The 24797-nt window shown below is 63.2% G+C and carries 20 protein-coding genes; 10 read left to right on the top strand and 10 right to left on the bottom strand.

Going from position 1 to position 24797, the window contains the following annotated elements:
- Nucleotides 1–57: 57 nt before the first annotated feature.
- Nucleotides 58–1128 (top strand): GGDEF domain-containing protein, encoded by a 1071-nt coding sequence (locus AC07FD_RS02105; protein ID WP_478348440.1) that lies wholly within the window; start codon nt 58–60, stop codon nt 1126–1128.
- Nucleotides 1129–1240: 112 nt separating this feature from the next.
- Here AC07FD_RS02105 and AC07FD_RS02100 read toward each other — a convergent pair whose 3' ends face one another.
- The 3 genes from AC07FD_RS02100 to AC07FD_RS02090 form a co-directional block, all read right to left on the bottom strand.
- On the bottom strand, nt 1241–2614 hold the full coding sequence (locus AC07FD_RS02100; protein WP_184873933.1) for a class II 3-deoxy-7-phosphoheptulonate synthase: 1374 nt from the start codon (nt 2612–2614) through the stop codon (nt 1241–1243).
- 215 nt (nt 2615–2829) lie between these two features.
- A complete protein-coding gene (gene mfd / locus AC07FD_RS02095) occupies nt 2830–6321 on the bottom strand; it encodes a transcription-repair coupling factor (RefSeq protein WP_478348439.1) in 3492 nt (1163 codons plus the stop codon).
- Nucleotides 6322–6392: 71 nt separating this feature from the next.
- Nucleotides 6393–6680, bottom strand: coding sequence for a succinate dehydrogenase assembly factor 2 (locus AC07FD_RS02090; protein ID WP_478348438.1), 288 nt, complete (start codon nt 6678–6680; stop codon nt 6393–6395).
- Nucleotides 6681–6772: 92 nt separating this feature from the next.
- Here AC07FD_RS02090 and recG point away from each other — a divergent pair, with 92 nt between their 5' ends.
- Nucleotides 6773–8881: an ATP-dependent DNA helicase RecG gene (recG, locus tag AC07FD_RS02085; RefSeq protein ID WP_478348437.1), complete on the top strand. Its 2109-nt coding sequence runs from the start codon at nt 6773–6775 to the stop codon at nt 8879–8881.
- On the opposite strand, the gene AC07FD_RS02080 is transcribed toward recG, so the two are convergent.
- From AC07FD_RS02080 to AC07FD_RS02055, 6 genes are all read right to left on the bottom strand, one after another.
- The gene (locus AC07FD_RS02080; RefSeq protein WP_095085130.1) at nt 8833–9585 is read right to left on the bottom strand and encodes a DUF502 domain-containing protein; all 753 of its coding nucleotides are present in this window, start codon (nt 9583–9585) and stop codon (nt 8833–8835) included. The genes recG and AC07FD_RS02080 overlap by 49 nt on opposite strands.
- A 177-nt stretch (nt 9586–9762) precedes the next feature.
- Nucleotides 9763–10062 carry a HigA family addiction module antitoxin gene (locus AC07FD_RS02075; protein ID WP_478348436.1) on the bottom strand — a complete coding sequence of 100 codons (300 nt, stop codon included), beginning with the start codon at nt 10060–10062 and terminating at the stop codon, nt 9763–9765.
- Between the two features lie 39 nt (nt 10063–10101).
- Nucleotides 10102–10377 carry a type II toxin-antitoxin system RelE/ParE family toxin gene (locus tag AC07FD_RS02070; protein ID WP_478348435.1) on the bottom strand — a complete coding sequence of 92 codons (276 nt, stop codon included), beginning with the start codon at nt 10375–10377 and terminating at the stop codon, nt 10102–10104.
- 109 nt (nt 10378–10486) lie between these two features.
- Nucleotides 10487–12310, bottom strand: a complete 1824-nt coding sequence (glmS, locus tag AC07FD_RS02065; protein ID WP_478348434.1) for a glutamine--fructose-6-phosphate transaminase (isomerizing) — start codon at nt 12308–12310, stop codon at nt 10487–10489.
- 175 nt (nt 12311–12485) lie between these two features.
- Entirely contained in the window at nt 12486–13844 is a 1359-nt protein-coding gene (gene glmU, locus AC07FD_RS02060; RefSeq protein WP_478348433.1) for a bifunctional UDP-N-acetylglucosamine diphosphorylase/glucosamine-1-phosphate N-acetyltransferase GlmU, read from the bottom strand.
- A 154-nt stretch (nt 13845–13998) separates the two neighbouring features.
- On the bottom strand, nt 13999–14745 hold the full coding sequence (locus tag AC07FD_RS02055) for a cytochrome c biogenesis CcdA family protein (RefSeq protein ID WP_184873922.1): 747 nt from the start codon (nt 14743–14745) through the stop codon (nt 13999–14001).
- A 180-nt stretch (nt 14746–14925) separates the two neighbouring features.
- Here AC07FD_RS02055 and AC07FD_RS02050 point away from each other — a divergent pair, with 180 nt between their 5' ends.
- The 8 genes from AC07FD_RS02050 (at nt 14926) to rpmG (ending at nt 23991) form a co-directional block, all read left to right on the top strand.
- On the top strand, nt 14926–15303 hold the full coding sequence (locus AC07FD_RS02050; protein ID WP_477303771.1) for a COG4315 family predicted lipoprotein: 378 nt from the start codon (nt 14926–14928) through the stop codon (nt 15301–15303).
- Between the two features lie 364 nt (nt 15304–15667).
- Nucleotides 15668–18304 (top strand): type I DNA topoisomerase, encoded by a 2637-nt coding sequence (topA, locus tag AC07FD_RS02045; RefSeq protein WP_478348432.1) that lies wholly within the window; start codon nt 15668–15670, stop codon nt 18302–18304.
- 6 nt (nt 18305–18310) lie between these two features.
- Nucleotides 18311–20617: a ribonuclease R gene (gene rnr / locus AC07FD_RS02040; RefSeq protein WP_478348431.1), complete on the top strand. Its 2307-nt coding sequence runs from the start codon at nt 18311–18313 to the stop codon at nt 20615–20617.
- An 11-nt stretch (nt 20618–20628) separates the two neighbouring features.
- Entirely contained in the window at nt 20629–21063 is a 435-nt protein-coding gene (locus AC07FD_RS02035; RefSeq protein WP_477304183.1) for a DUF983 domain-containing protein, read from the top strand.
- Between the two features lie 86 nt (nt 21064–21149).
- Entirely contained in the window at nt 21150–21890 is a 741-nt protein-coding gene (locus AC07FD_RS02030) for an NUDIX hydrolase (RefSeq protein WP_478348430.1), read from the top strand.
- A 23-nt stretch (nt 21891–21913) separates the two neighbouring features.
- The gene (locus AC07FD_RS02025; RefSeq protein ID WP_457152722.1) at nt 21914–23092 is read left to right on the top strand and encodes an MFS transporter; all 1179 of its coding nucleotides are present in this window, start codon (nt 21914–21916) and stop codon (nt 23090–23092) included.
- A gap of 118 nt (nt 23093–23210) precedes the next feature.
- Nucleotides 23211–23669 (top strand): YqfO family protein, encoded by a 459-nt coding sequence (locus AC07FD_RS02020; RefSeq protein ID WP_478348429.1) that lies wholly within the window; start codon nt 23211–23213, stop codon nt 23667–23669.
- A 154-nt stretch (nt 23670–23823) separates the two neighbouring features.
- Nucleotides 23824–23991, top strand: coding sequence for a 50S ribosomal protein L33 (gene rpmG, locus AC07FD_RS02015; protein WP_006201775.1), 168 nt, complete (start codon nt 23824–23826; stop codon nt 23989–23991).
- Between the two features lie 85 nt (nt 23992–24076).
- Here the strand turns inward: rpmG and AC07FD_RS02010 are convergent, their stop codons facing one another.
- Nucleotides 24077–24760 carry a DJ-1/PfpI family protein gene (locus tag AC07FD_RS02010; protein ID WP_478348428.1) on the bottom strand — a complete coding sequence of 228 codons (684 nt, stop codon included), beginning with the start codon at nt 24758–24760 and terminating at the stop codon, nt 24077–24079.
- Nucleotides 24761–24797 lie beyond the last annotated feature (37 nt).

Genomic DNA, 24797 nt, shown 5'->3' with positions numbered 1-24797 from the left:
CGACAAATGGAACCCCCAAGTTCTGCGGCGGGATCCAAGGGGAAGAGTGATCAGAACATGCAGCCGGCAGCTGTCCCAACCGAACGAAGCACCGATATCGCGGCCACCGTTGTCGCCACAATGCGCCAGTTGGGTGTGCTCGGCTTGCCGCGCAACTACGAGATTTTCTACGAGGCACTGAGCGGCACCAATCGCGAACTCAGCCTCGCCGTCGTTTCGCTGAGCAACCGGCCGACACAGTATGAGCTGGACCAGATCGGCCGCGCCTTCTTTGCCCACAACCATGGCCCAGGCATCGTCGAGCATGCCAGGGAAGTCATTGCTAAGGAGCTTGAGGAGGTCGCTTCGCTGTTGAGGAGCGAGCGCAGCCACATCGAGAAATACGGCAGGATCCTCGACGAGACATCGAGCGGACTGAGCAACCGCAGCCTTCTCTCCCAGGATCTTTTGCAGAAGATCGCCAACGCCATGACGATTGCCACCAATTCGACGATCGACCACGGCCGGCAGGTGGCCTCGACGCTCAGCGACAAGACGGCCGAACTCGAGAGCGTCAAGTCGAAGCTTGAGGAGTACAAGCGGCTGGCCGACACCGATCCGTTGACCCATATCTGGAATCGCCGCGCCTTCGACAAGGAAATCACCAGGATCTACAACAGCAACAAGGGTATCCTGTTCAACGCCCTGATCCTTGCCGACATCGATCGCTTCAAGGACATCAACGATCGCTACGGCCACCCGGTCGGCGACAAGATCATCCAGATCATCGCCGACATCTTCCAGACCAGCATTCGCGGTGACATGTTCGTCGCCCGAACCGGCGGCGAGGAGTTCGCGCTGATCATCGAGGGCGCCAGCGAGGACGCAACCTACGAGATCGCGGAGCGCATCCGCGCCCTGATCGAGCAGACGCCGTTCACCAGCAGCCAAACCGGCACGAACTACGGCACCGTCACCGTCTCGATGGGCATTTGCATGGCATCCGAAGCCGAGGGGCCGGAGGATCTCTACACCAAGGCCGACCGCGCGCTGTATCGCTCCAAGGTCAGCGGCCGCAACCGCGTCACCAGGCATTCGACGATGGCCGGCCGCGTCGGCAAGAGCTGGCTGCTCTACAAGAAGGACTGAGCGCCGCCTCGGCCCGGCCTCGCCGGCCTGCGCTGGGAACGCGGACGCTGAAAACGAAAAGCGCCGGATTTCTCCAGCGCTTTTTCCGTCAACGTTCGGGGCGAAATCAAGCTTAGCCGTTAACGGCCTGCTTGTGCTGCACCGGGTGGCTCTTCTTCAACAGGTCAGAGACCAGGAAGGCCAGTTCGATCGCCTGGTCGGCGTTGAGACGTGGATCGCAATGCGTGTGGTAGCGATCCTGCAATTCCTCGGCGGTGATGGCGCGCGCGCCACCAGTGCATTCGGTGACGTTCTTGCCCGTCATTTCGACATGGATGCCGCCCGGATGCGTGCCTTCGGCGCGATGCACCTCGAAGAAGGTTTGCACCTCCTTCAGGATGCGGTCGAACGGCCGCGTCTTGTAGCCGGCAGCCTCGATCGTGTTGCCATGCATGGGGTCCGACGACCACACCACGCTGCGGCCTTCCTTCTGCACCGCGCGCACCAGCTTCGGCAGATGGTCGGCGACTTTGTCCGAGCCGAATCGCGCGATCAGCGTCAGCCGGCCCGGCTCGTTTTCGGGGTTGAGCAGATCGATCAGTTCCAGCAGCCCATCCGGCGTCAGCGACGGACCGCATTTCAGGCCAAGCGGGTTCTTGATGCCGCGGCAATATTCGACATGCGCATGGTCGGGCTGGCGCGTGCGGTCGCCGATCCAGATCATGTGACCGGACGTGGCGTACCAGTCGCCGGATGTCGAATCGACGCGGGTCAGCGCCTCCTCATAGCCGAGCAGCAGCGCCTCGTGGCTGGTGTAGAAATCGGTCTCGCGCAATGCATAGTTGGTTTCCGAGGTGATGCCGACGGCCTTCATGAAGTCCATCGTCTCGGTGATGCGGTTGGCGAGCTCACCGTACTTCTCGCCCTGCGGGCTGTCGGACACGAAGCCGAGCATCCAGCTATGCACGTTCTCCAGGCTGGCATAGCCACCCTGCGCGAAGGCGCGCAGAAGGTTGAGCGTCGCCGCCGACTGGCGGTATGCCATCTCCTGGCGGGCAGGATCTGGAATGCGCGACTTGGCGTCGAACTCGATGCCGTTGATGATGTCGCCGCGATAGCTCGGCAGCGTCACATCGCCCTTGGTCTCGTTGTCGGACGAGCGCGGCTTGGCGAACTGGCCGGCAACCCGGCCGACCTTGACCACCGGCTGCGCGCCGGCGAAGGTCAGCACCACCGACATCTGCAGGAAGACGCGGAAGAAGTCACGGATATTGTCCGCGCCATGTTCGGCAAAACTCTCGGCGCAATCGCCGCCCTGGAGAAGGAATGCATCACCGGCAGCGACAGCCGCCAACTGCTTCTTCAGCTTGCGCGCCTCACCTGCAAAAACCAGCGGCGGAAAGGTGGCGAGCTGGGCTTCCGTGTTCTTCAGCGCGGCAAGGTCCGGATAGGCAGGAACCTGCTTGATCGGCATCGCTCTCCACGAATTCGGCGACCATTTCGTCATCGCTGCACCCAAAGCTCTTTCCGAGCAATTCCAGGAAAAGCGTGAAACGGTTTCCGTCCGGAATTGCGTCAAACAACAAAGCGAGCGCCGTCGCCCACCGATCCACCCCATTTGGGGATCGCGGCTCCATACACGAAGCCGATTTCCTATTCTAGACCGGATTTGACCGCCTGGCGAATGGCCGCGCCCGGCCAGCCGGTGTCCCTAGCCCAGCCCTAAGCCGCTACCAGCCGTGCCAACTGCGTCATGACGACGGCCGAACCCGCCAGCCGCTTCTCGGCCGTCGACCAGTCGCGCACGAACACGACGCTGTGGTCGGGCCGGATCTTGGCCAGCGAACCCTGCTCGCCAATGAACTGGACCAAGCCGACCGGGTTGGAGAATTCGCGTTTGCGGAAATGAATGACGACGCCCTTCGGCCCGGCGTCGAGCTTTTCGACATTGGCCTTGCGGCATAGCGCCTTGATGAAGACGATCTTCAAGAGGTGCTTCACCTCTTCCGGCAGCGGGCCGAACCGGTCGATCAGCTCGGCGCCGAAGGCATCGATCTCCTCGGTGTTTTCGAGGTCGCCGAGGCGGCGGTAGAGCGCCAGCCTGAGCTGCAGGTCCGGCACATAGCCTTCCGGGATCATCACCGCCGTACCGACGGCGATCTGCGGCGACCAGCCGCCATCCTGCACCTCGCCGGAATCCTTCACCTCGGCGACGGCCTCCTCCAGCATCTGCTGGTAAAGTTCGAAGCCGACCTCCTTGATGTGGCCGGATTGCTCTTCGCCGAGAAGATTGCCAGCGCCTCTGATATCGAGGTCGTGGCTGGCCAGCTGAAAGCCGGCGCCCAGCGTGTCGAGCGACTGCAGCACCTTCAACCGGCGCTCGGCCGTGTCGGTCAGCTTGCGGTTGGCCGGCAGCGTGAACAGCGCATAGGCGCGCACCTTCGAGCGGCCGACGCGGCCGCGCAGCTGATAGAGCTGCGACAGGCCGAACATGTCGGCGCGATGGATGATCAGCGTGTTGGCGGTCGGGATGTCGAGACCGGATTCGACGATGGTTGTCGACAACAGCACATCGTACTGGCCGTCGTAGAAGGCATTCATGATGTCGTCGAGTTCGCCCGGCGGCATCTGGCCGTGGGCCACCGCCACTTTCAGCTCCGGCACGGATTCTCTCAGAAAATCATGGATTTCCGCCAGGTCGCTAATGCGCGGAACGACATAGAAGGAGTGGCCGCCGCGATAGCGCTCGCGCAGCAGCGTCTCGCGGATGACCAGCGGATCGAAGGGCGAGATGAAGGTGCGCACCGCCATGCGATCGACCGGCGGCGTGGCGATCAGAGACAGCTCGCGCACCCCGGTCAGCGCCAATTGCAGCGTGCGCGGAATCGGTGTCGCCGACAGCGTCAGCACATGCACATCGGTCTTCAGGTCCTTCAGCCGCTCCTTGTGCTTGACGCCAAAGTGCTGCTCCTCGTCGATGATCAACAGGCCAAGGTTCTTGAACGAGATCGCGGACCCAAGCAGCGCGTGGGTGCCGATGACGATGTCGACCTGACCCTCGGCGATGCCTTTCTTGGTCTCGGCCAGCTCCTTGGCGCCGACCAGCCGCGACGCCTGGGCGACGCGGATCGGCAGGCCGGAAAAGCGCTGCGAAAACGTCTTGAAATGCTGGCGCGACAACAGCGTCGTCGGCACCACGACGGCGACCTGGAATCCTTCCATCGCCGCAATGAAGGCGGCGCGCAGCGCCACTTCCGTCTTGCCGAAGCCGACATCGCCGCAGATCAGCCGGTCCATCGGCTTGCCGGCGCCCAGATCGTCCCGAACCGAGTCGATCGCCGTCTGCTGGTCGTCGGTCTCCTCATAGGGGAAGCGGGCAGCGAACTCGCCATAGAGGCCCTCGGCCGGAACCAATGCCGGTGCGGCGCGCATCTGCCGTTCGGCGGCGATGCGGATCAATTGCCCGGCCATGTCGAGCAGGCGTTTCTTCAGCCGCGCCTTGCGCGATTGCCACGCGCCGCCGCCGAGCTTGTCCAAGGTCGCCTCGGCCGAATCCGAACCATAGCGTGACAGAAGCTCGATGTTCTCGACCGGCAGGAACAGCCGGTCGTCGCCGGCATAGTGGATTTCCAGGCAGTCATGCGGCGCGCCGACCGCTTCGATGGTGCGCAGGCCGATGAAGCGGCCGATGCCATGGTCGGCATGGACGACGATGTCGCCGGCCGACAACGCCGAGGCTTCGGCGATGAAGTCCGAGGCGCGCTTCTTGCGTTTGGAGCGCCGGATCAGCCGGTCGCCGAGAATGTCCTGTTCGGCGACGACGACCAGACTTTCGGTCTCGAAACCGGATTCCAGCGGCAGCACGGCCAATGCGGCCTGCCCCGGCTCGAGCTGTTCCGCTTCCGCCAGCGTGGCGACCTGCTTGAGATTGCCGAGATGGTGCTCGCTGAGGATCTGGCCAAGCCGGTCGAGCGAACCTTCGGTCCAGCCGGCAATGACGATGCGGCGGCGCGCCGCACGCTCGTCGGCGATGTGCCTGACGACGATATCGAAGACATTGATGCTGGGGTCGGCGCGCTCTCCGGCAAAACTGCGGCCGTGGCGCGAACCGGCATGGAACACTTTCTTGGCGCCGGCATCGGGCGCGTCGAAAGGCGTAAAGTCGATCGCTTCGCGCGGCCCAAGCGAAGCAATCAGGTTTTCCGGCGAGAGGTAGAGCAGGTCCGGCGGCACTGGCTTGTAGGGCACCGCATCCTTCAGCGCGCTGTCGGCCTGCTTCTTGCGCGCTTCGTAGTGGTCGAGGATCAGCGTGTGGCGCTCGGCCAGCGCCTCATGTGCCAGATGATCGAACACAACAGGGGTGTCCGGCAGATAGTCGAACACCGTCTCCAGCCGCTCGTAGAAGAACGGCAGCCAGTGCTCCATACCGGCGAAGCGTCGTCCTTCGCTGACCGCCGCATAGAGCCCGTCGTCGCGCTGGGGCGCGCCGAAGGCTTCGATATAGGAGCGGCGGAAGCGACTGATGGTTTCCGGCGTCAGCGCCACTTCGCTCATCGCCTGCAGCGCCATCGACTTGCGCTGGCCGGTGGTGCGCTGCGTGGCGGCATCGAACACACGGATCGATTCCAGAGTGTCGCCGAAGAAATCGAGCCTGAGCGCTTCTGTCCAGCCGGGCGCGAACAAGTCGAGAATGCCGCCGCGCACGGCGAATTCACCAATGCCGCGCACGGTCGGCACGCGTTCGAACCCGGACGTCTCCAGCCGCGACACCAGCGCATTCATGTCGATCTGGTTGCCGGGCCTGGCATGAAACGTCTGCGCCTCGACCAGGTCGGCCGGCGGAATGCGCTGCAGCAACGCATTGGCGGTGGTCAGGATGACGGCGCGGTGCGGCTTCTTCGCCAGCACGATCATGGCGGTCAACGCATCTAGACGCTTGGCGGCGGCGTCCGAACCGGGCGAGACCCGGTCATAGGGCAAGCAATCCCAGGCCGGCAGTTCCAGCACGGGGAGGCCGGGCGCCGCGAAGGACAGCGCCTCGATGATCGCCGGCAGGCGCTGGCCGTCGCGCGCCACGAACAGAACCGGCTTGTCGGGCGCGATCTCCAGCGCCGCCTGCACCAGCGCGAAGGCTTCGTAGCCATCGGCGACGCCATCGACGATGAACTGGCCCGCGCGGCCTTTCGGCAGGCCTATGGTGGGAATGAGGCTCATGAAACCACGGTCTTGTTTGTCGCAATTCCGGACGGAAAACCGCTTCGCACTTTTCCTGGAATTGCTTGTGTTCAGAATGTCATGGAATGGCGGAAAGCCAGGATCTTTTGCAGGACGGCACAGTCGATATCCAGGGGAACCGGGCGTTCGCCGGTGACCATGGGCAGGAATTCGGTGTCGGGAATGTCGAGGAGCCTCTCATATTGGTCGATTTCCTCGCCGGTCAAGGCGCCGATCTCGGCGTCGGCAAAGGTGCCGAGGATCATGTCCATCTCGCGCATGCCGCGATGCCAGGAGCGAAACAGAAGCTTGCGGCGGCGGGCGTCCAGCCCCTCGCTTGATCTCGTCGTCCCGGTCATTGTGCCGCATCCTCACTTGCTGCGGCGCATATAGCGTGGATAGAAGGGGCTGTCAGCCTTGCGCTGCGGCCGTCGCGACATAAGCTGACATCATGCGTCCTTCCATCCTCGATCCGCTGTTCGTTCCGATCACCTCGCTTGCCGGCGTCGGACCGAAGGTTGGCGCGCTGATCGAGAAAGTCGTCACGGCCGATCTCGGTGATCGCGCCGCGCGCGCCGGCGACCTTCTGTTTGTGCTGCCGCACACCGTCATCGACCGTCGCAACCGCCCGGGTATAGCGCTCGCGGCCGAAGGCGCGATCGTCACGCTTGAGGTGCGCATCGACCGCCACCAGCCGCCGCCACGCGGCAACAGGTCGGTGCCCTACCGCGTGTACGCCCATGACGACACCGGCGAGATCGCGCTGACCTTCTTCCATGCCCATGCCTCCTATCTCGAAAAGGCGATGCCCGAGGGCGAGCATGTCGTGGTCTCCGGTCGCATGGAATGGTTCAACGGCCGCCCGACCATGGTCCACCCCGACCATATCGCGCTGGCCAGCGAAGCGGAAAACCTGCCGCTGGTCGAGCCGGTCTATCCGCTCACCGCCGGGCTCTCGGGCAAGGTGCTGCGCCGGGCGATCGGCCAGGCCCTGGCGCGGTTGCCCACATTCGCCGAATGGCAGGACGGCGCCTTCATGCGCCGGCACACCTTTCCCACGTTTGGCGATGCGCTCGCGCGCATTCACAATCCGGCCGACCCGATCGATGTCTCCATCGATGGTGCTGCGTGGCGGCGCCTCGCCTATGATGAGTTGCTGGCGGGCCAGGTCTCGCTGGCGCTGGTGCGGACAAAAATCCGCCGCCTGTCCGGCCGTCCTTTGGTCGGTGACGGCAGCATCGTCGAGAAACTGCGCGCCGCACTCCCATATTCGCTGACCGCATCCCAAGAATTCGCGCTCGCCGAAATTAATGCCGACCTCGCCGATCCCGAGCGCATGCTGCGCCTCCTGCAGGGCGATGTCGGCTCCGGCAAGACGGTCGTCGCGCTGCTGGCCATGGCGCGTGCTGTCGAGGCCGGCGGCCAGGCAGCACTGATGGCGCCTACCGAAATCCTGGCGCGCCAGCATCTGGCGACGATCGCGCCGCTTGCCGCCAAGGTCGGGCTGCGTATCGCCATCCTCACTGGCCGCGAGAAAGGCCGCGAGCGCACCGATACGCTGGCCGGCCTGGCGAGCGGCGAGATCGACATCGTCGTCGGCACCCACGCGCTGTTCCAGGAGACGGTCACCTTCCACGACCTGGTCTTCGCCGTCATCGACGAGCAGCATCGCTTCGGCGTCCACCAGCGGCTTGCCATCACAGCCAAGGGCGACGCACCCGACATGCTGGTGATGACGGCCACGCCCATCCCGCGCACCCTGGTGCTGACTGCCTTTGGCGACATGGACGTGTCGAAGCTGACGGAAAAACCGGCCGGCCGCCAGCCGATCCGCACTGTCACGCTGCCGCTCGAGCGGCTCGACGAGCTGGTTGGCCGCATGGTCGAGGCCGTCGCCGGCGGCCAGAAGATCTACTGGATCTGTCCGCTGGTCGAGGAATCCGAAGAGATCAAGCTGATGTCGGCCGAGGACCGTTTTGCGTCCCTGAAACCGCTCTTCGGCGATCGCATCGGCCTCGTCCACGGCCGCATGAAGGGTGCCGACAAGGACGAAGCAATGCGCGCCTTCAAGCAGGGCGAGACACGCATCCTGATCGCAACCACGGTCATCGAGGTCGGCGTCGACGTGCCGGACGCCACCGTCATGGTCATTGAACATGCCGAGCGCTTTGGCCTTGCCCAGTTGCACCAGTTGCGCGGTCGCGTCGGGCGGGGCGACAAGTCGTCGTCCTGCGTGCTGCTCTACAAGGACCCGCTCGGCGAGACCGCAAAACGCCGGCTGTCGGTGATGCGCGAAACCGAGGACGGGTTCCTGATCGCCGAAGAAGATCTGAAGCTGCGCGGCGAAGGCGAACTTCTGGGCACCCGCCAGTCCGGCACGCCGGGTTTTCAGGTAGCTCGCATCGAGGCGCATGCCGATCTATTGGAGGCCGCTCGTGACGACGCCAGGCTGGTCCTGTCACGTGACCCGGAGCTGCAGTCCGAGCGTGGCGAGGCGTTGCGCCTGTTGCTCTACTTGTTCGGGCGCGACGAAGCGGTCCGGCTCCTGCGCGCCGGCTGAGCCAAGGCGGCAACCGATGGGTTGGCAAGCACATCGATCGGCTCGCCGTTCACGACTACCATTGGCTTGACTTCGGGCGCCACCAGCCCGGCGGAGACGATCAGCTTGGCGCCGTCCTCGATCGTCATGTCGAGCAGCACAATGTCGGACTTCGGCACATACATCAGGAACCCGGTGGTCGGGTTCGGCGTGCAAGGCATGAACACGGCGATCAGCGGATCGCCTTCCTGGTCGAGTTTCTGGTTGATCTCGGTTTCCTTCTCGCTGGCGACGAACACCAGCGACCAGACGCCCTTGCGCGGATATTCGACCAGCCCGACCTGGCGGAACATGTCACCCTTGTTCGACAGCACGGTCTCGAAAATCTGCTTCAGCGAGCCATAGATGCCACGCACCAGCGGCATGCGGCCAAGCAGGCGCTCGCCGAAATTGACGATGGCGCGGCCGACAATGTTGGCCGTCAGGAACCCGATCAGTGTGATCAGGATCAGCGCGACGATCAGCCCGAACCCCGGGACCGGAAACGGCAGGTAGCTGTCGGGGCTATAGCGTGCCGGAATATAGGGCTTTACCCAGGAATCGACCCAACCGATGAACGACCAGGCGATATAGGCGGTGATCGCCAGCGGCGCGCAGACGACGAAGCCCGTGAGGAAATAGTTCCTCAGCCGGGTCATGCCGGAGGTCTTGGGAGCATCGGACATGGTTCACCGGGGACACGGGTTGCAGCGCAACATTAGAGCATGATCCCGAAAAGTGGGAACCGGTTTTCGGAAAAAGATCATGCAAAAAAGAATAAAGAGCCGTTGTGATGCAAATGCCATCACAGCGGCTCTGTGAACCGGCAGGCGGTTTGGAACTGGGAAGTTTTTAAGAGCCGATTATGCCGCCGTTTTCAGCGGTTCGATCTTCTCGAGTTCCGGCGCGAGTTTCCTTGCCTCGGTTTCAAGCTCATAGGCCTGCTGAAAATTCATCCAGAATTCGGGCGTGGTGTTGAAGAATCTGGCGAGGCGAAGGGCGGTGTCAGGAGTCAGGCCGATCTCCTCTTTGGCAATCCGTTCGATGCGGGTGCGCGGAAGGTTGAGCTTTTTCGCCAGCGCACCGGCACTCATGCCGAGGGGAACAAGATATTCCTCACGCAGGAATTCTCCCGGGTGAATTGGACGTGTGAACTTGAGCATCGGGATCCTCAAAAGGTTAGGGCAAGCGCCCGCTCAATGTTAGTCAACGATCTCTACGTCCTCGGCACCAGCTGCGGTCCATTTGAAACAGATGCGCCATTGGTCGTTGATCCGAATCGAGTGCTGTCCAGATCGACTCCCTTTCAGGGCTTCGAGATGGTTTCCAGGCGGTGATCGAAGGTCGTTCAATTGGGCGGCATTGGTGATTGCACGAAGACGACGTTCGCCACGAGCCACCAGATCCGGCGGAAAACCTTTCGGCGCCTTCCCTTCGGCTACCGCTTCGACCGCCTTGCCTTTGAACGAAACAATCAACGTCTGGCCCCTCGCTCTGTATCATACATTGATACAAGATAGCGGGCAAGAGGATGTATCAGCAATTGATACAACCCGGAGCTGACGGGCAGCAATCTCGATTTGCAGCCTATTCCACCGTCACCGATTTCGCCAGATTGCGCGGCTGGTCGACATCCGTGCCCATGAACACTGCGGTGAAATAGGCGAGCATCTGGATCGGCAGTGCGTAGATGATCGGCGAGATGATTTCCGGCACGTCCGGCAGCACGATCGTCTCCATCGTCTTGACGCTCACTTGTGCCGCACCCTTGCTGTCGGTGATCAGGATGATCTTGCCGCCGCGCGCCGCCACTTCCTGCATGTTCGACACGGTCTTTTCGAAGATGCGGTCGTGCGGCGCGATGACGATGACAGGCATGTTCTCGTCGATCAGCGCGATCGGCCCATGCTTCAGCTCGCCCGCGGCATAGCCCTCGGCGTGGATATAGGAGATTTCCTTGAGTTTTAGCGCGCCTTCCATGGCCAGCGGAAAATTGGTGTCGCGGCCGAGATAGAGCACATTCTTGTAGTGAGCGAGGTCGCGCGCGATCTTTTCGATCTGATGGTCGAGCTTCAGCACCTGGTTGGCGTAACGCGGCGCCTCCGACAACTCGCGCACAAAGGTCTTTTCCTGCTCACGCGAGATCGTACCGCGCGCCACGCCGGCGCGCACGGCAAGCGATGCCAGCACCGAAAGCTGGCACGTGAAGGCCTTGGTCGAGGCAACGCCGATCTCCGGGCCGGCGAGCGTCGGCAGCACGACGTCGGATTCGCGTGCCATGGTCGATTCACGGACATTGACGAGCGCGCCGATCTTCATCCCCGCCTTGCGACAATAGCGCAGCGAGGCCAGCGTGTCGGCGGTCTCGCCCGATTGCGAGATGAAGAAGGCGGCATCGTTCGCGGACAGCGGCATTTCGCGGTAGCGGAATTCCGAGGCGACATCGATGTCGACCGGCAGCCGTGCGTAGCGCTCGAACCAGTACTTGCCGATCAGGCCGGCGAGATACGCGGTGCCGCAGGCCGAAATCGCCAGCCGGTCGATCTTGGCAAAATCAAACGGCAGGTCGAGCGGCTTGGACACGCCACCAACGAAGTCGAGATAATTCGCCAGCGTGTGCGAGATCACTTCGGGCTGTTCATGGATTTCCTTCTCCATGAAATGCCGCCGGTTGCCCTTGTCGACCATGAAGCTGGTCGAGAGCGACTGCTGCCGCTTGCGGTCGACCTTGTTGCCGTCGATGTCGAAGATCGTGACGCCGTCGCGGCGCACCACCGCCCAATCGCCATCTTCGAGATAGGTGATCGAATTGGTGAACGGGGCGAGCGCGATGGCGTCGGAGCCCAGGAACATCTCGCCATCGCCATGGCCGACAGCCAGCGGCGGGCCGTTGCGGGCGCCGACGATCAGATCTTCGTCGCCCTTGAACATGATGGCCAGCGCAAAGGCGCCTTCCAGGCGCTTCAGCGCCTGATGCGCGGCCTCGACCGGCTTCAGCCCCCTGGCCAGTTCGCGCGCCACCAGATGGGCGACGACCTCGGTGTCGGTCTGCGAAGAAAAGCTGTAGCCGTCACGCTTCAGTTCGTCGCGCAATTCGGCGAAGTTCTCGATTATGCCGTTGTGGACGATGGCGACGCCGTCGGAAAAATGCGGATGCGCATTAGTCTCGTTGGGCACGCCATGCGTTGCCCAGCGCGTGTGGCCGATGCCGATCGTGCCATCGAGCGGATCGTCCTTGAGTCGGCGCTCGAGGTTGATCAGCTTGCCTTCGGCACGGCGCCGGGCAAGTTCACCATGCTCGATGGTGGCGACACCAGCCGAGTCATAGCCGCGATATTCGAGCCGCTTCAGCGCATCGACGATGAGCGGCGCAACCTGCGAGTGGCCGACGATTCCAACGATACCGCACATGCAGACAGCCCCCAATTCCCCATGGAAAACCAGCACTATTTAGGGATGGCCGGCCTGCCGCGAAAGTCACATTGCATTTCGCCCCGTGTAACGGAACGCTTCTGCACGCATGCACCATGACAGACCGCTCTTGCAATCCGGTTACTGCAATCATTCGGTTTTTTGCCGGCCGGTTTTACTTTTTCTTCGCGGCCGCGGCCGAAGCAAAGCGCTCGCGCAATTCCTTGGCCTTGCCGGGGATGGTCTTCTGGCGGGCGCGACCGAAGGCCAGCGCATCGTCCGGCACGCTTTCGGTGATGACGCTGCCCGAGGCGATGTAGCCGCGCTTGCCGATGGTGACAGGCGCCACCAGCGAGGAGTTCGATCCGATAAAGGCGCCCTCGCCGATGTCGGTGAAGAATTTCGAGTAGCCGTCATAATTGCAGGTGATGGCGCCGGCCCCGATGTTGGCGCCCGCGCCGACGCGGGCATCGCCGATATAGGTCAGGTGATTGACCTTGGCGCCGTCCTCGATGGTCGCCTGCTTGACCTCGCAGAAATTGCCGACCTTGGCCTTGTTCCTGAGATCCGCCCCCGGTCGCAGCCGAGCGAATGGCCCAACTTCGCAATTCGAGGCGATGGTGGCACCCTCGAAATGGCTGAAGGCATGGATCTTGGCGCCGGTGGCGATCTTCACACCCGGACCGAACCAGACATTGGGCTCGACGATCGTGTCGGCGCCGATTTCGGTATCATGCGAGAAATACACGGTCTCGGGCGCGATCAGCGTCACGCCCGACAGCATAGCCTCATGGCGGCGGCGCGCCTGCCAGATACCTTCGGCCTGCGCCAGTTCGGCGCGGTTGTTGATGCCGAGCGCGCTTTCGAAGCTGGCCTCGGTGGCCACGACATCGAGGCCTTTCGCGGTGGCAATCTCGACAATGTCGGTGAGATAGTACTCGCCCTTGGCGTTCTTGTTGCCGACCGCATCGAGCAGCGTCAGCGCCTGGCTGCCGGCCACCGCCATCATGCCGGCATTGCAAAAGCCGATCTTCCTTTCCTCCGCGCTGCAGTCCTTCTCCTCGCGGACGGCAATCAGCTTGCCGCCTTTTTCGATCAGCCTGCCATAGCCGGTCGGATTGGGCGGGCGGAAACCGATGACCACGACGGCGGCACCTTCCGCCAGTTTCAGCCGAGCCACGGTGAGCGCATCGGCGTCGATCAACGGTGTGTCGCCGAACATCACCAGGATATCGCTGTAACCCTTTGATATCGCTTCACGCGCGGCAAGCACCGCATGCGCGGTGCCAAGGCGCTTTTCCTGCACGAAGGTCTCGGCCTTCGGCGCGAATTTCGCGGCTGCCTTGCGCATCTCGTCGGCGCCATGACCGATCACCAGCGCCTGGCTGCCGGCACCGGCAGCCTCGGCCGCCTTCACCACATGGGCGACCATCGGCAGCCCGGCGATCTGGTGCAGCACCTTCGGCAGCGCGCTCTTCATGCGCGTGCCTTCGCCGGCGGCGAGGATGACGGACAGGCAGGATCTCTGGCTCATGGGTGAACAACCATATGAAAAGGGTAGGGAATCAAGACAGGATAGCAGTGGCGCCTTGCTGCACCAATGCGGTTAAATTCCGGTGAGATGGTAGAGCAGCTGACTCTTAATCAGCGGGCCCACGCCGCGCCTTTCGCATCTTAGGCAAGGGGATTCACCCCAGCCGTCCGAGCACCGGGAAATTCTCGAGCAGCCAGTAGGATACGGTCTGTACGCCGCCAGTGAGGAAAAACACCCCGGCGACGACCAGCAGCGCGCCAATGGCTTTCTCGACGCGGCCGAGATGGACGCGGAATTTGCCGAGGAAGCGCATGAAGGCGCCCGAAAACAGCGCCGCGATGAGGAACGGGATGCCGAGGCCAAGCGAATAGGCGGCGAGCAGCAGCGCGCCCTCGCCCACTGTCTCGCGGCCGCCGGCCAGCGTCAGGATCGGCCCCAGCACCGGGCCGATGCAGGGCGTCCAGCCGAACGCGAAGGCCAGTCCCATGACATAGGCGGCGATCGCACTTGCCGGCTTGCCCTGCGACTGGAAGCGCGCCTCGCGCGACAACAGCGGAATGCGCAAGATGCCGAGGAAATTCAGGCCCATCAGGATGATCAGCACGCCAGCGGCCATCGCCAGCGGCTCCTGCCAGACCCGCAGCCAGTGGCCGATGGTCGAGGCGCCGGCGCCGAGCGCGACGAACACCGTCGAGAAGCCGAGCACGAAGGCGATCGAGGCATAGAGCAGCGCGCCGCGCGCGCCCTCACGAGCCGTCACGCCCGCATTGCCACGAAAATCGTCGACCGAGACGCCGGCCATATAGCAGAGATAGGGCGGCACCAGCGGCAGCACGCAAGGTGACAGGAACGAGATCGCTCCTGCCCCGACCGCGCTGACATAGCCGATGTCCAATGCCATTCCAAAGCTCCGACCGTTCCGGCGCCGATATAGGCTCGACCTTGCTTCTCCACAAATCACCATTTTGTGGCAAGTCGTCGCGGCATGTGCAGGTCGGGGAAGAAACGCCGGCTCGCAAGCGTTGATACAGCGAGGCCGCGATTTCCCGCGCGCCTCCAGATATCAGCCAGGGAGATTTCCATGAAAACCATAACCGTAGGGCTGGCCGCGCTTTTGCTCAGCACCGCCGCATCCTTCGCCGCCGAGGCGTGGAAGGAAGCTGAGGTCAATGGCACCAAGATCTACACCGACGCCAACGGCATGACGCTTTATACCTATGACAAGGATGAGAAGGGCAAGACCAATTGCTACGACAAGTGCGCCACCAACTGGCCGCCGCTGAAGGCCGAGGCCGGCGCCAAGGCGGATGACGAATGGAGCGTCGTCGACCGCACCGACGGCACCAAGATGTGGGCCTATGATGGCAAGCCGGTCTATACCTTCATCAAGGACAAGAAGGCCGGCGATGTGACCGGCGACGGTGTCGGCGAGGTCTGGCACATCGTCAAGGCCGACTGAGTTCTCAATCCGGGTCCTGCCGCTGGCGGGACTTCGGCTGGCTGCCGGGTATCCCTCCAAACCCGGCGGCTGGCACCAAACAAGCTCTCATAGCGTCTACCCCTGCGATACCCGGCCGGCTTTCCTCGACTCGGCGGTAAAATGAATCGGCTCGTTTCCGCTGCCTCGGACTGACATCTCCCTTTCCCGGAATACTGTGATTTTCTCCATACACTCTAAGAGTGTATTGCTGCGGACAGCCCTGCAATTTGGGCACTTCCCCTTGACCAGATGCAAAAGCGCGGCCATGTGAGCGGCAAATAGAACGAGATTTCGTCGCGCGCAGCGGAATTCTTCTGCCGCATCACAGCTGATATGAGACCTCATGGACGTCGTCGTCGTCGAATCGCCGGCCAAGGCAAAGACAATCAACAAATACCTCGGCAAGAACTACAAGGTTCTGGCCTCGTTCGGCCATGTCCGCGATTTGCCGGCCAAGGATGGCTCGGTGCGTCCGGACGAGGATTTCGCCATGTCCTGGGCGGTCGACACCGCCTCGGGCAAGCGCCTCGCCGACATCGCCAAGGCAGTCAAGGATGCCGACGGCCTGATCCTCGCCACCGACCCGGATCGCGAGGGCGAGGCCATTTCCTGGCACGTGCTGGAAGTGCTGAAGCAGAAGCGCGCGCTGAAGGACAAGCCGGTCAGCCGCGTCGTCTTCAACGCCATCACCAAATCGTCGGTGCTGGAGGCGATGGCCAATCCGCGCCAGATCGATGCGCCGCTGGTCGATGCCTATCTGGCGCGCCGGGCGCTCGACTATCTCGTCGGCTTCACGCTGTCGCCGGTTCTGTGGCGCAAGCTGCCGGGCGCCCGCTCGGCCGGCCGCGTCCAGTCGGTCGCATTGCGTCTGGTCTGCGACCGCGAATCCGAGATCGAGCGCTTCATCCGCGAGGAATACTGGCAGATCGCTGCCCTCCTCGGCACGCCGCGCAACGAGAATTTCGAAGCGCGGCTGACCGCCTTCGATCGCAAGAAGCTGCAAAAGCTCGACATTTCGAACAAGGCGCAGGCAGACGACATCAAGTCGATGCTCGAAGGCGCGACCTTCAAGGCGGTGTCGGTCGAAGCCAAGCCGACCAAGCGCAATCCCGGCCCGCCCTTCACCACCTCGACGCTGCAGCAGGCCGCCTCATCGGGCCTTGGCTTCTCGGCCAGCCGCACCATGCAGGTGGCGCAGCGCCTCTATGAAGGCATGGAAATCGGCGGCGAGACGACCGGCCTGATCACCTATATGCGAACCGACGGCGTGCAGATGGCGCCGGAGGCGATCTCGGCCGCCCGTGACGCCATCGCCAAGGAATTCGGGCCCAACTACCTTCCGGAAAAGCCGCGCCTTTATACCACCAAGGCCAAGAACGCCCAGGAAGCGCACGAAGCGATCCGCCCGACGGATTTCATGCGCACCCCGGCTTCGGTCAGGCAATATCTCGATTCCGACCAGATGCGGCTTTATGAGTTGATCTGGAAGCGCGCCATCGCCAGCCAGATGCAGCCGGCCGAGATCGAACGCACCACGGCCGAGATCGAGGCGGTCAACGGCGCCCGCACCGCCGAGCTTCGTGCCATCGGTTCGGTCGTTCGCTTCGACGGCTTCATCGCCGCCTATACCGACCAGAAGGACGACGATACGGAAGACGAGGAAAATCGCCGCCTGCCGGAAATCCGCGCCGGCGAGCAGCTTGCCCGCCAAGCGATCAACGCCACCCAGCACACCACCGAGCCGCCGCCGCGTTACTCTGAAGCGTCGCTGATCAAGAAGCTGGAAGAGCTCGGCATTGGCCGGCCGTCGACCTACACGGCGATCCTGAAGACGCTCGAGGATCGCGACTACGTCACCATCGACAAACGCCGGCTGGTGCCGCAGGCCAAGGGCCGGTTGCTGTCGGCCTTCCTCGAAAGCTTCTTCGAACGCTATGTCGAATACGACTTCACCGCCTCGCTCGAGGAGAAGCTCGACGAGATCTCCGACGGCAAGCTCGCCTGGAAGGACGTGCTGCGCGATTTCTGGAAGGATTTTTCGGGCGCCGTCGCCGACATCAAGGAATTGCGCGTCACCGACGTGCTCGACGCACTCAACGAAGAACTGGCACCGCTGGTGTTCCCCGCGCGTGAAGACGGTTCGAACCCCCGCATCTGCCCGAAATGTGGCACCGGCAATCTGTCGCTGAAGCTTGGCAAGTTCGGCGCCTTTGTCGGCTGCTCGAACTACCCCGAATGCTCTTTCACCCGCCAGCTCGGCGATGCCGCCAACCCCAATGGCGAGAACGGCAATGGCGAGGACGGCACCAAGGTCATCGGCAAGGATCCCTACACGTCAGAGGAAATCACGCTGCGCAGCGGCCGCTTCGGCCCCTATCTGCAGCGCGGCGACGGCAAGGAGGCCAAGCGATCCAGCCTGCCCAAGGGCTGGACGGCTGAAACCATCGACCACGAGAAGGCGCTCGCCCTGCTGTCGCTGCCACGCGATGTCGGCCAGCACCCGGAATCCGGCAAGATGATCTCGGCCGGGCTCGGCCGCTATGGTCCGTTCGTGCTGCATGACGGCACCTACGCCAATCTCGACAGCATCGAGGACGTGTTCTCGATCGGCCTCAACCGCGCCGTGTCGGTGATCGCCGAGAAGCAGTTGAAGGGCAAGGGCGGTCGCAATGGCGGCACAGCCGCCGCTTTGAAGGAGCTTGGCGACCATCCCGATGGCGGCGGCAAGATCGTCGTGCGTGACGGCAAATACGGACCGTACGTGAATTTCGGCAAGGTGAATGCCACCCTGCCCAAGGGCAAGGATCCGCAATCGGTGACGGTTGAGGACGCGCTGGCGCTGATTGCCGAGAAGGAAGCCAAGGGCGGCGGCGGCAAGAAGCCGTTCCGCAAAGCGGCAGCGGCCAAGGCGCCGGCAACCGGAAAAACGACGGCCAAGAAAACGGCGGCCAAGAAGCCGGCCGCTAAGAAAAAAGGGTAGGACGGCGTGGCGCGCAGGATCACCGGTAGAAGCCACGGCGATCCGCGCACCGCCGACACGAGGGCCAAGGTCAAGGACGACTATCGGCCGTCGCGTGACGAAATCCTGCGCTACATCGCCGAAAATCCTGATCGCGCCGGCAAACGCGACATCGCCAAGGCGTTCGCGTTGCGCGGCGACGACCGCATTTGGCTGAAGGATATTTTGCGCGACCTGCAGGACGAAGGCGTCCTGAGCAAGGAGCGCAAGAAACTCGCCCGCGTCGGCGCCCTGCCCCATGTCGCCGTGCTCGATATCTTTGGCCGTGACGGCGACGGCATTTTGCTGGCGCATCCAGCGGAAGCCGTCGGCACTGGTGAGCCACCCGTTGTCTCCATCCGGATCTCGCGCAGCGGCAACGGCCCGGCGCCCGGCATCGGCGACCGCGTGCTGGCCAAGACCTTTCCGACCAACGAAGCGACAGGCCCAGCCTATACCGGGCGGGTGATGAAGATCTTCGAGAAGCGCAGCGATGCGGTTCTCGGTGTCTTTCGCATCTTGCAGGACGGCGCATTCCGCATCGAGCCGGTCGAGCGGCGCCAGCCCGAACTGATCGTCGACAAGGAATTCCAGAACGGCGCCAGGAACGGCGACCTCGTCGAGGTCGAGCCCGCGCGCGCCTCCCGCTATGGGCTGCCGAGGGCCAAGGTGCTCAACGTGCTGGGTTCGCTGACCAGCGAAAAGGCGGTCTCGATGATCGCCATCCACGCGCATGACATTCCGCATATTTTTCCAGCCGACGTCATCGCCGAGTCCGAAGCGGTCAAGCCTGCAACGATGGATCACCGCGAGGACTGGCGCGACCTACCGCTGGTCACCATCGATCCGGCCGACGCCAAGGACCACGACGACGCCGTTTTCGCCACCCCCGATCTCGACGAGAAGAACCCTGGCGGTGTGGTCGCCACAGTAGCAATCGCTGATGTCGCCGCCTACATCCGCTATGGCACGGCACTCGACCGCGAAGCGCTGAGACGCGGCAATTCGGTCTATTTCCCGGATCGCGTCGTGCCGATGCTGCCCGAGCGCATCTCCAACGATCTCTGCTCGCTGCGCGAAGGTCAGGACCGCCCGGCGCTGGCGGTGCGCATGGTTTTTTCGGCCGACGGCCGCAAGCTGAGGCACTCCTTCCATCGCGTGATGATGAAGTCGGCAGCGAAACTTGCCTACCAACAGGCCCAGGCCGCGATCGACGGCGTGCCGGACGACAAGACCGGTCCGATCCTCGACACTGTGCTGAAGCCGCTGTGGGACGCCTATGCGATCCTGAAGCGTGGCCGCGACGGCCGCCAGCCGCTCGAACTCGACTTGCCGGAGCGCAAGATCCTGCTCAAGCCGGATGGCACCGTCGATCGCGTCATCGTGCCGGAACGGCTTGATGCACACAAGCTGATCGAAGAATTCATGATCCAGGCCAATGTCGCCGCGGCAGAGACGCTGGAGGCGAAGAAGCAGGTGCTGGTCTACCGCGTCCATGACGCGCCTTCGCTGGCCAAGCAGGAATCGCTGCGCGAATTCTTACAGACGCTTGGCCTGTCCCTGGCGCGCGGCGCGCAGATGCGGCCAAGCCAGTTCAACGGCATTCTGGAGGGCGTGCGCGGCGCCGACAATGAAGGCCTGGTCAACGAGGTGGTGCTGCGCTCGCAGAGCCAGGCCGAATATTCGCCCAAGAACATCGGCCATTTCGGCCTCAACCTCAGGCGCTACGCGCATTTCACTTCGCCGATCCGCCGCTACGCCGACCTCATCGTGCACCGCGGACTTATTGCCGCACTCGGCCTCGGTCCGGGCGGGCTGACGCAGGACGAGGAGGCACGGCTCGAAGACATTGGCGTGCTGATCTCAGCCACGGAACGGCGCGCGATGGCGGCCGAGCGCGACACAGTCGACCGGCTGATCGCCGCCTATCTCGCCGAGCGCGTCGACGACCGGTTCGACGCCCGCATCTCCGGCGTCACCAAATCGGGACTATTTGTCCAATTGCCGCAGTATGGCGCGGATGGTTTCATCCCGGTGTCAACATTGAATGGCGATTACTATATATACGACGAAGCGGCCCGCTCCCTGTTCGGAGAACGCTCGGGCAAAGGCTACCAGCTCGCGGATCGCGTTGAGGTCCGGCTCGTCGAGGTGGCACCAATGGCCGGCGCGATGCGCTTCGAGATGCTGACCGACCCGAAGCCTTTGCCAGGTTCCAAGCGGTCGTTTCACAAGGCCAAGGGCCGCGCCCGCGCGTCGCAATCGCGACCGGGTCCGCGCGGCAGGAGAAGATGATGGCAACAGCCATGGAAGACCAGGTTTTCGGCGGCGAACATCACTCGGGTCGGGCCGCCCGCCCGCTGTGGACGGCGATGAAACGCGGCATGCTCGGCCGCTGCCCGCATTGCGGCGAAGGCAAGTTGTTTCGCGCCTTCACCAAGACCGTCGATAAATGCAGCGTCTGCGGCGAGGAATTGTACCACCACCGCGCCGACGACCTTCCAGCCTATCTCGTCATCGTCATCGTCGGCCACATCGTGCTTGGCGCCTTCATGGCTGTCGAGGCGACATCGACACTGTCCACCTGGCAACACATCGCCATCTGGGTACCGCTGACCATCATTCTGGCGGTGGGGCTGCTACAGCCGGTCAAGGGTGCCGTCATCGGACTGCAATGGGCCTTCTATATGCACGGATTCGGCGGCGAGCATGACGTGATCGACCCCCATAACGGGGTCTAGGTCAAAGTTGGCTGCGCTCGCTGGTGCAACATACCGACCGTGAAAGGCCACTTTCGCTTGCCAGAAGTTTCCGCTAGGTCCTGCGCATGGACGGTATGATCAAGGCGGAAGTCGACAGGATCGAGCGGAGCATGATCGCTCACAGCGACCAGCCAATTCGTCCGCGCGACGCGGCGACCCTGATCCTGCTCGACCGCGAGGGCGACGAGGTGTTGGTCCTGATGGGCCGTCGTCATGCCGGGCACGCCTTCATGCCAGGCAAATTCGTCTTTCCCGGCGGCCGCACCGATCCGGCCGACAGCCGCATCGCGGTCGCCGCCGCATTGCATCCGGAGCAGGAAGCAAAGTTGATCGCTGGGCCGGGCCGCACAAGTGTTGCGCGAGCCCGCGCCATTGCCCTGTCGGCGATTCGCGAGACCTATGAGGAAGCCGGGCTGCTGATCGGCCGCAAAGGTGCTTTCGCTACCGCCAGACCCGACTGGCAGGGCTTTGCGGAACACGGCGTGCAACCCTCTCTCGACATGCTGCGCTTCGTCGCGCGCGCCATCACGCCACCCAACCGGGTGCGCCGCTTCGACACACGTTTCTTCAGCGCCTGGCGCGATGACGTCGCCGTCGAACTGCCGGGTGGCGGGCCGACCAATGAACTCGAAGAACTGGTCTGGCTGCCGCTGGCCAAGGCCAGGGAAGCCGACATACCCGACATCACCCGAATGATCCTGGACGAGCTGGAAAAGCGCCTCGCCCATGATCCGCAGTTGCGTCCGGGCGGTCCCGTGCCCTTCTACCGGCTTGTCCGCAACCGCTTCACCCGCGAAATTCTGTAGAACATCGAGTATTCAGACATCCCATGACGGTCGATACCCAACCACAGGGCGACGAACGCGTACACTGGCTGCCGATGGTGGCGGCGATCTCGTCGATCAGCGTCGTCGGCATCGCCATCGGCCTCGGCATGCCGCTGCTCAGCGTCATTCTCGAAACGCGCGGCCATTCGGCTTCGATGATCGGCCTCAACACGGCCGTCGCCGGCCTAGCCTCGATCGCCGGTGCCCCGCTGGCGACGCCACTCGCCATGCGCTTCGGCGTGGCCTGGACGATGATCGCCATGATTGCCACCGGCGCCCTGGCCTTCGTCGGCTTCCACTTCGCACCGGATTTCTGGATGTGGTTTCCGCTGCGCATTGTGCTGCACATCGCGCTGACGGTGCTGTTCATCCTGTCGGAATTCTGGATCAGCACCTCGGCGCCGCCACATCGGCGTGGCCTTGTGCTCGGCATCTACGCCACTGTCCTGTCGCTCGGCTTTGCTGCGGGGCCGTGGCTGTTTGCCCATCTCGGCAGTTCGGGCTTCAGGCCATTCGGCGTCATCATTGCATTGGTGACGCTGGCCGCCATTCCGGTGCTGGCGGCGCGCAATGAGAGCCCGACCATCGCTTCCGATGGCGAAACCAGCAATTTCCTGCGCTACATCTGGCTGGTGCCGTCGGCAACCGCCGCCGTGCTGGTGTTCGGCGCGGTCGAAACCGGCGGCTTTGCGTTGTTCCCGGTCTATGGCAACCGCATCGGCTACTCCGAGGCCGACGCAGCCCTTCTCCTGACCATGATCGGCCTCGGCAATGTGCTGCTGCAGATCCCTATCGGCATGATCAGCGACCGCGTCAGCGATCGCCGCTATCTGCTGATTGCCTGCGCCACCGTCGGCCTTGCCGGCACGGTCTTCATGCCCTTCTTTGCGCAGAACTGGCACCTGATGGCGGCCCTTCTGTTCGTCTGGGGCGGCGTCGTTGCAGCCATGTACACGATCGGCCTTGCCCATCTCGGCTCGCAGCTCTCCGGCCACGAACTGGCGTCGGCCAACGCCGCCTTCGTACTCTGCTACGGCGTCGGCATGGTGCTCGGTCCGCAAGCGATCGGCATCGGCATGGATGCGTTCGGTCCGTCCGGCTTCGGCTGGTCGCTCGGCCTGTTCTTCGCCGCCTACATCGGCCTGGTCAGCGTCAGGCTGGTCCGCAAGATCCTCCTGTAGCGCGACGCTGCTTCCAGCCTGCATTTCACGCGGCGACACGACAGGCTGCTGACAGAACCGTGTCAGCAGCCTCCGGTTATAAGGTTGCCTCAAAATATCTGAAGTTGAGGATCCTCCCATGATCGACAGCGGCTTTGAAACCACTTCGTTGCGAATGACATTGCTCCTGCTGGTGACCTTTCAGGCGCCGGCCGCCGATGTCGACCGCATCATGGATGCGGTGGTGGCGATAGCGCCGCTGGCGATGGGCAAATATGACCGCAACGCCTACCAGTCGGCACATGGCATCGAACGCTACAGGCCGCTCGACGGTGCGGCCGCCGGCGCCGAGACCGAGTTGCGGCGTCGCCCCGGCACAGTCGAGGTTTCGTTCGAACTGCCCGACGACCAGGTGCTGGCCGCGCGCGTCGCCGAGGCGATTTTCCAGGCGCACTCCTACCAGGAGCCGGTGATCCGCATCCAGCCGATCCTGGCCAGCCGATCCAAGGGGCTGGACGACCGCGCCAATCCGAATCGCTGGTGGAACACTACCGGAGACTGGAAGAAGGTTGCAGCGCCCGCGAGAGAAAGCGCATGATTTGAGGCTACTGGCCTGCTCCGGCGGGTGGTACGAGCTTCGCCGGGCTTGACTTTCCAGGCACGTTCTTTATGTGTCGCGCCAAGTTTCCCGCGTCCGGGTGTTCCCCCGTGCTCCAGCGGCCAAAACCCCACGAACATAACGGACTGAAATCATGGCCAAAGCCGCAAACATCAAGATCAAGCTTCTGTCGACCGCCGACACCGGTTTCTTCTACGTGACCAGCAAGAACAGCCGCACCAAGACTGACAAGCTGTCGTTCCGCAAGTACGACCCGGTCGCCAAGAAGCACGTCGAGTTCAAGGAAACCAAGATCAAGTAATCTGGTTTCTCCTAAAATGCCGAAACGCCGCCCAATGGGCGGCGTTTTCGTTTGCAGGACCGTCGGACGGCAGTCCGTTGGGGCGTTACGCTTTTCCCGGAATTTCTGCGGAGTAGCCGTGATGGTGCGGTCGCCTGGGTCTCCATTTCACCGGGCAGGCTGGCGTGGCTGGAATTTTGCCAGCCAGCGGCGGACGCGGAAAATACTGCGTGGTGACCTGAACCGCCTCGGCTGTTGCCTCATCGAACAGCAGCTCGATCAGTTTCAAGGCCTCGTCGAGGCCTGATGAAATGCCTCCACCGGTCAGCCGGTTGCCGGATCTGACGAAGCGGGCATGCGTCGTATCGACCTCGATCTTGGGGAAACTCTGCAGGCATTTGACGAACGCCAATGGGGTCGTGGCTTTGTGACCGTCGAGCAGCCCGGCGCGTGCGAGCAACAGCGCCCCCTCGCATACGGAGCAAACCCAGAGCGCATCCGCCGCCACCTGTCGGAGGTAGGCGAGAAAAGGCGAATTGGCATTCGACATGATTGCGCTCAACGCTTCCGGCGCACCACCAGGGACCCAGAGGACATCGAGCGTTGGCGTTTCGGCAAAGCTGGCATGGGCTTCGAACCGCAACCCGTTCACGGTCGTGACCGGGCCGCCATCGGCGGAGAGGATCTGGCAATCGAGACCCTTCGCCGGGTCGACCCATTTGAACATCTCGTAGGGCCCCGCCACGTCGAGCAAGTCCACGCCGTCATAGACTGGAATTCCGAGTTTCATGGCCTCCCCCTCCTCCTGCTTCCGCAAATCACTATGC

The sequence above is a fragment of the Mesorhizobium waitakense genome (assembly GCF_056431085.1).
This window is presented reverse-complemented; position numbering and strand designations above follow the sequence as displayed.

Coding starts and splice junctions, on each gene's coding strand:
- AC07FD_RS02090 (WP_478348438.1), bottom strand. CDS start 6,680: ATGACCGGGACGACGAGATCAAGCGAGGGGCTGGACGCCCGCCGCCGC.
- AC07FD_RS02025 (WP_457152722.1), top strand. CDS start 21,914: ATGACGGTCGATACCCAACCACAGGGCGACGAACGCGTACACTGGCTG.
- AC07FD_RS02075 (WP_478348436.1), bottom strand. CDS start 10,062: ATGCTCAAGTTCACACGTCCAATTCACCCGGGAGAATTCCTGCGTGAG.
- AC07FD_RS02050 (WP_477303771.1), top strand. CDS start 14,926: ATGAAAACCATAACCGTAGGGCTGGCCGCGCTTTTGCTCAGCACCGCC.
- AC07FD_RS02020 (WP_478348429.1), top strand. CDS start 23,211: ATGATCGACAGCGGCTTTGAAACCACTTCGTTGCGAATGACATTGCTC.
- AC07FD_RS02055 (WP_184873922.1), bottom strand. CDS start 14,745: ATGGCATTGGACATCGGCTATGTCAGCGCGGTCGGGGCAGGAGCGATC.
- rpmG (WP_006201775.1), top strand. CDS start 23,824: ATGGCCAAAGCCGCAAACATCAAGATCAAGCTTCTGTCGACCGCCGAC.
- topA (WP_478348432.1), top strand. CDS start 15,668: ATGGACGTCGTCGTCGTCGAATCGCCGGCCAAGGCAAAGACAATCAAC.
- glmS (WP_478348434.1), bottom strand. CDS start 12,310: ATGTGCGGTATCGTTGGAATCGTCGGCCACTCGCAGGTTGCGCCGCTC.
- AC07FD_RS02100 (WP_184873933.1), bottom strand. CDS start 2,614: ATGACGAAATGGTCGCCGAATTCGTGGAGAGCGATGCCGATCAAGCAG.
- AC07FD_RS02035 (WP_477304183.1), top strand. CDS start 20,629: ATGGAAGACCAGGTTTTCGGCGGCGAACATCACTCGGGTCGGGCCGCC.
- glmU (WP_478348433.1), bottom strand. CDS start 13,844: ATGAGCCAGAGATCCTGCCTGTCCGTCATCCTCGCCGCCGGCGAAGGC.
- recG (WP_478348437.1), top strand. CDS start 6,773: ATGCGTCCTTCCATCCTCGATCCGCTGTTCGTTCCGATCACCTCGCTT.
- AC07FD_RS02030 (WP_478348430.1), top strand. CDS start 21,150: ATGGACGGTATGATCAAGGCGGAAGTCGACAGGATCGAGCGGAGCATG.
- AC07FD_RS02010 (WP_478348428.1), bottom strand. CDS start 24,760: ATGAAACTCGGAATTCCAGTCTATGACGGCGTGGACTTGCTCGACGTG.
- AC07FD_RS02080 (WP_095085130.1), bottom strand. CDS start 9,585: ATGTCCGATGCTCCCAAGACCTCCGGCATGACCCGGCTGAGGAACTAT.
- mfd (WP_478348439.1), bottom strand. CDS start 6,321: ATGAGCCTCATTCCCACCATAGGCCTGCCGAAAGGCCGCGCGGGCCAG.
- AC07FD_RS02105 (WP_478348440.1), top strand. CDS start 58: ATGCAGCCGGCAGCTGTCCCAACCGAACGAAGCACCGATATCGCGGCC.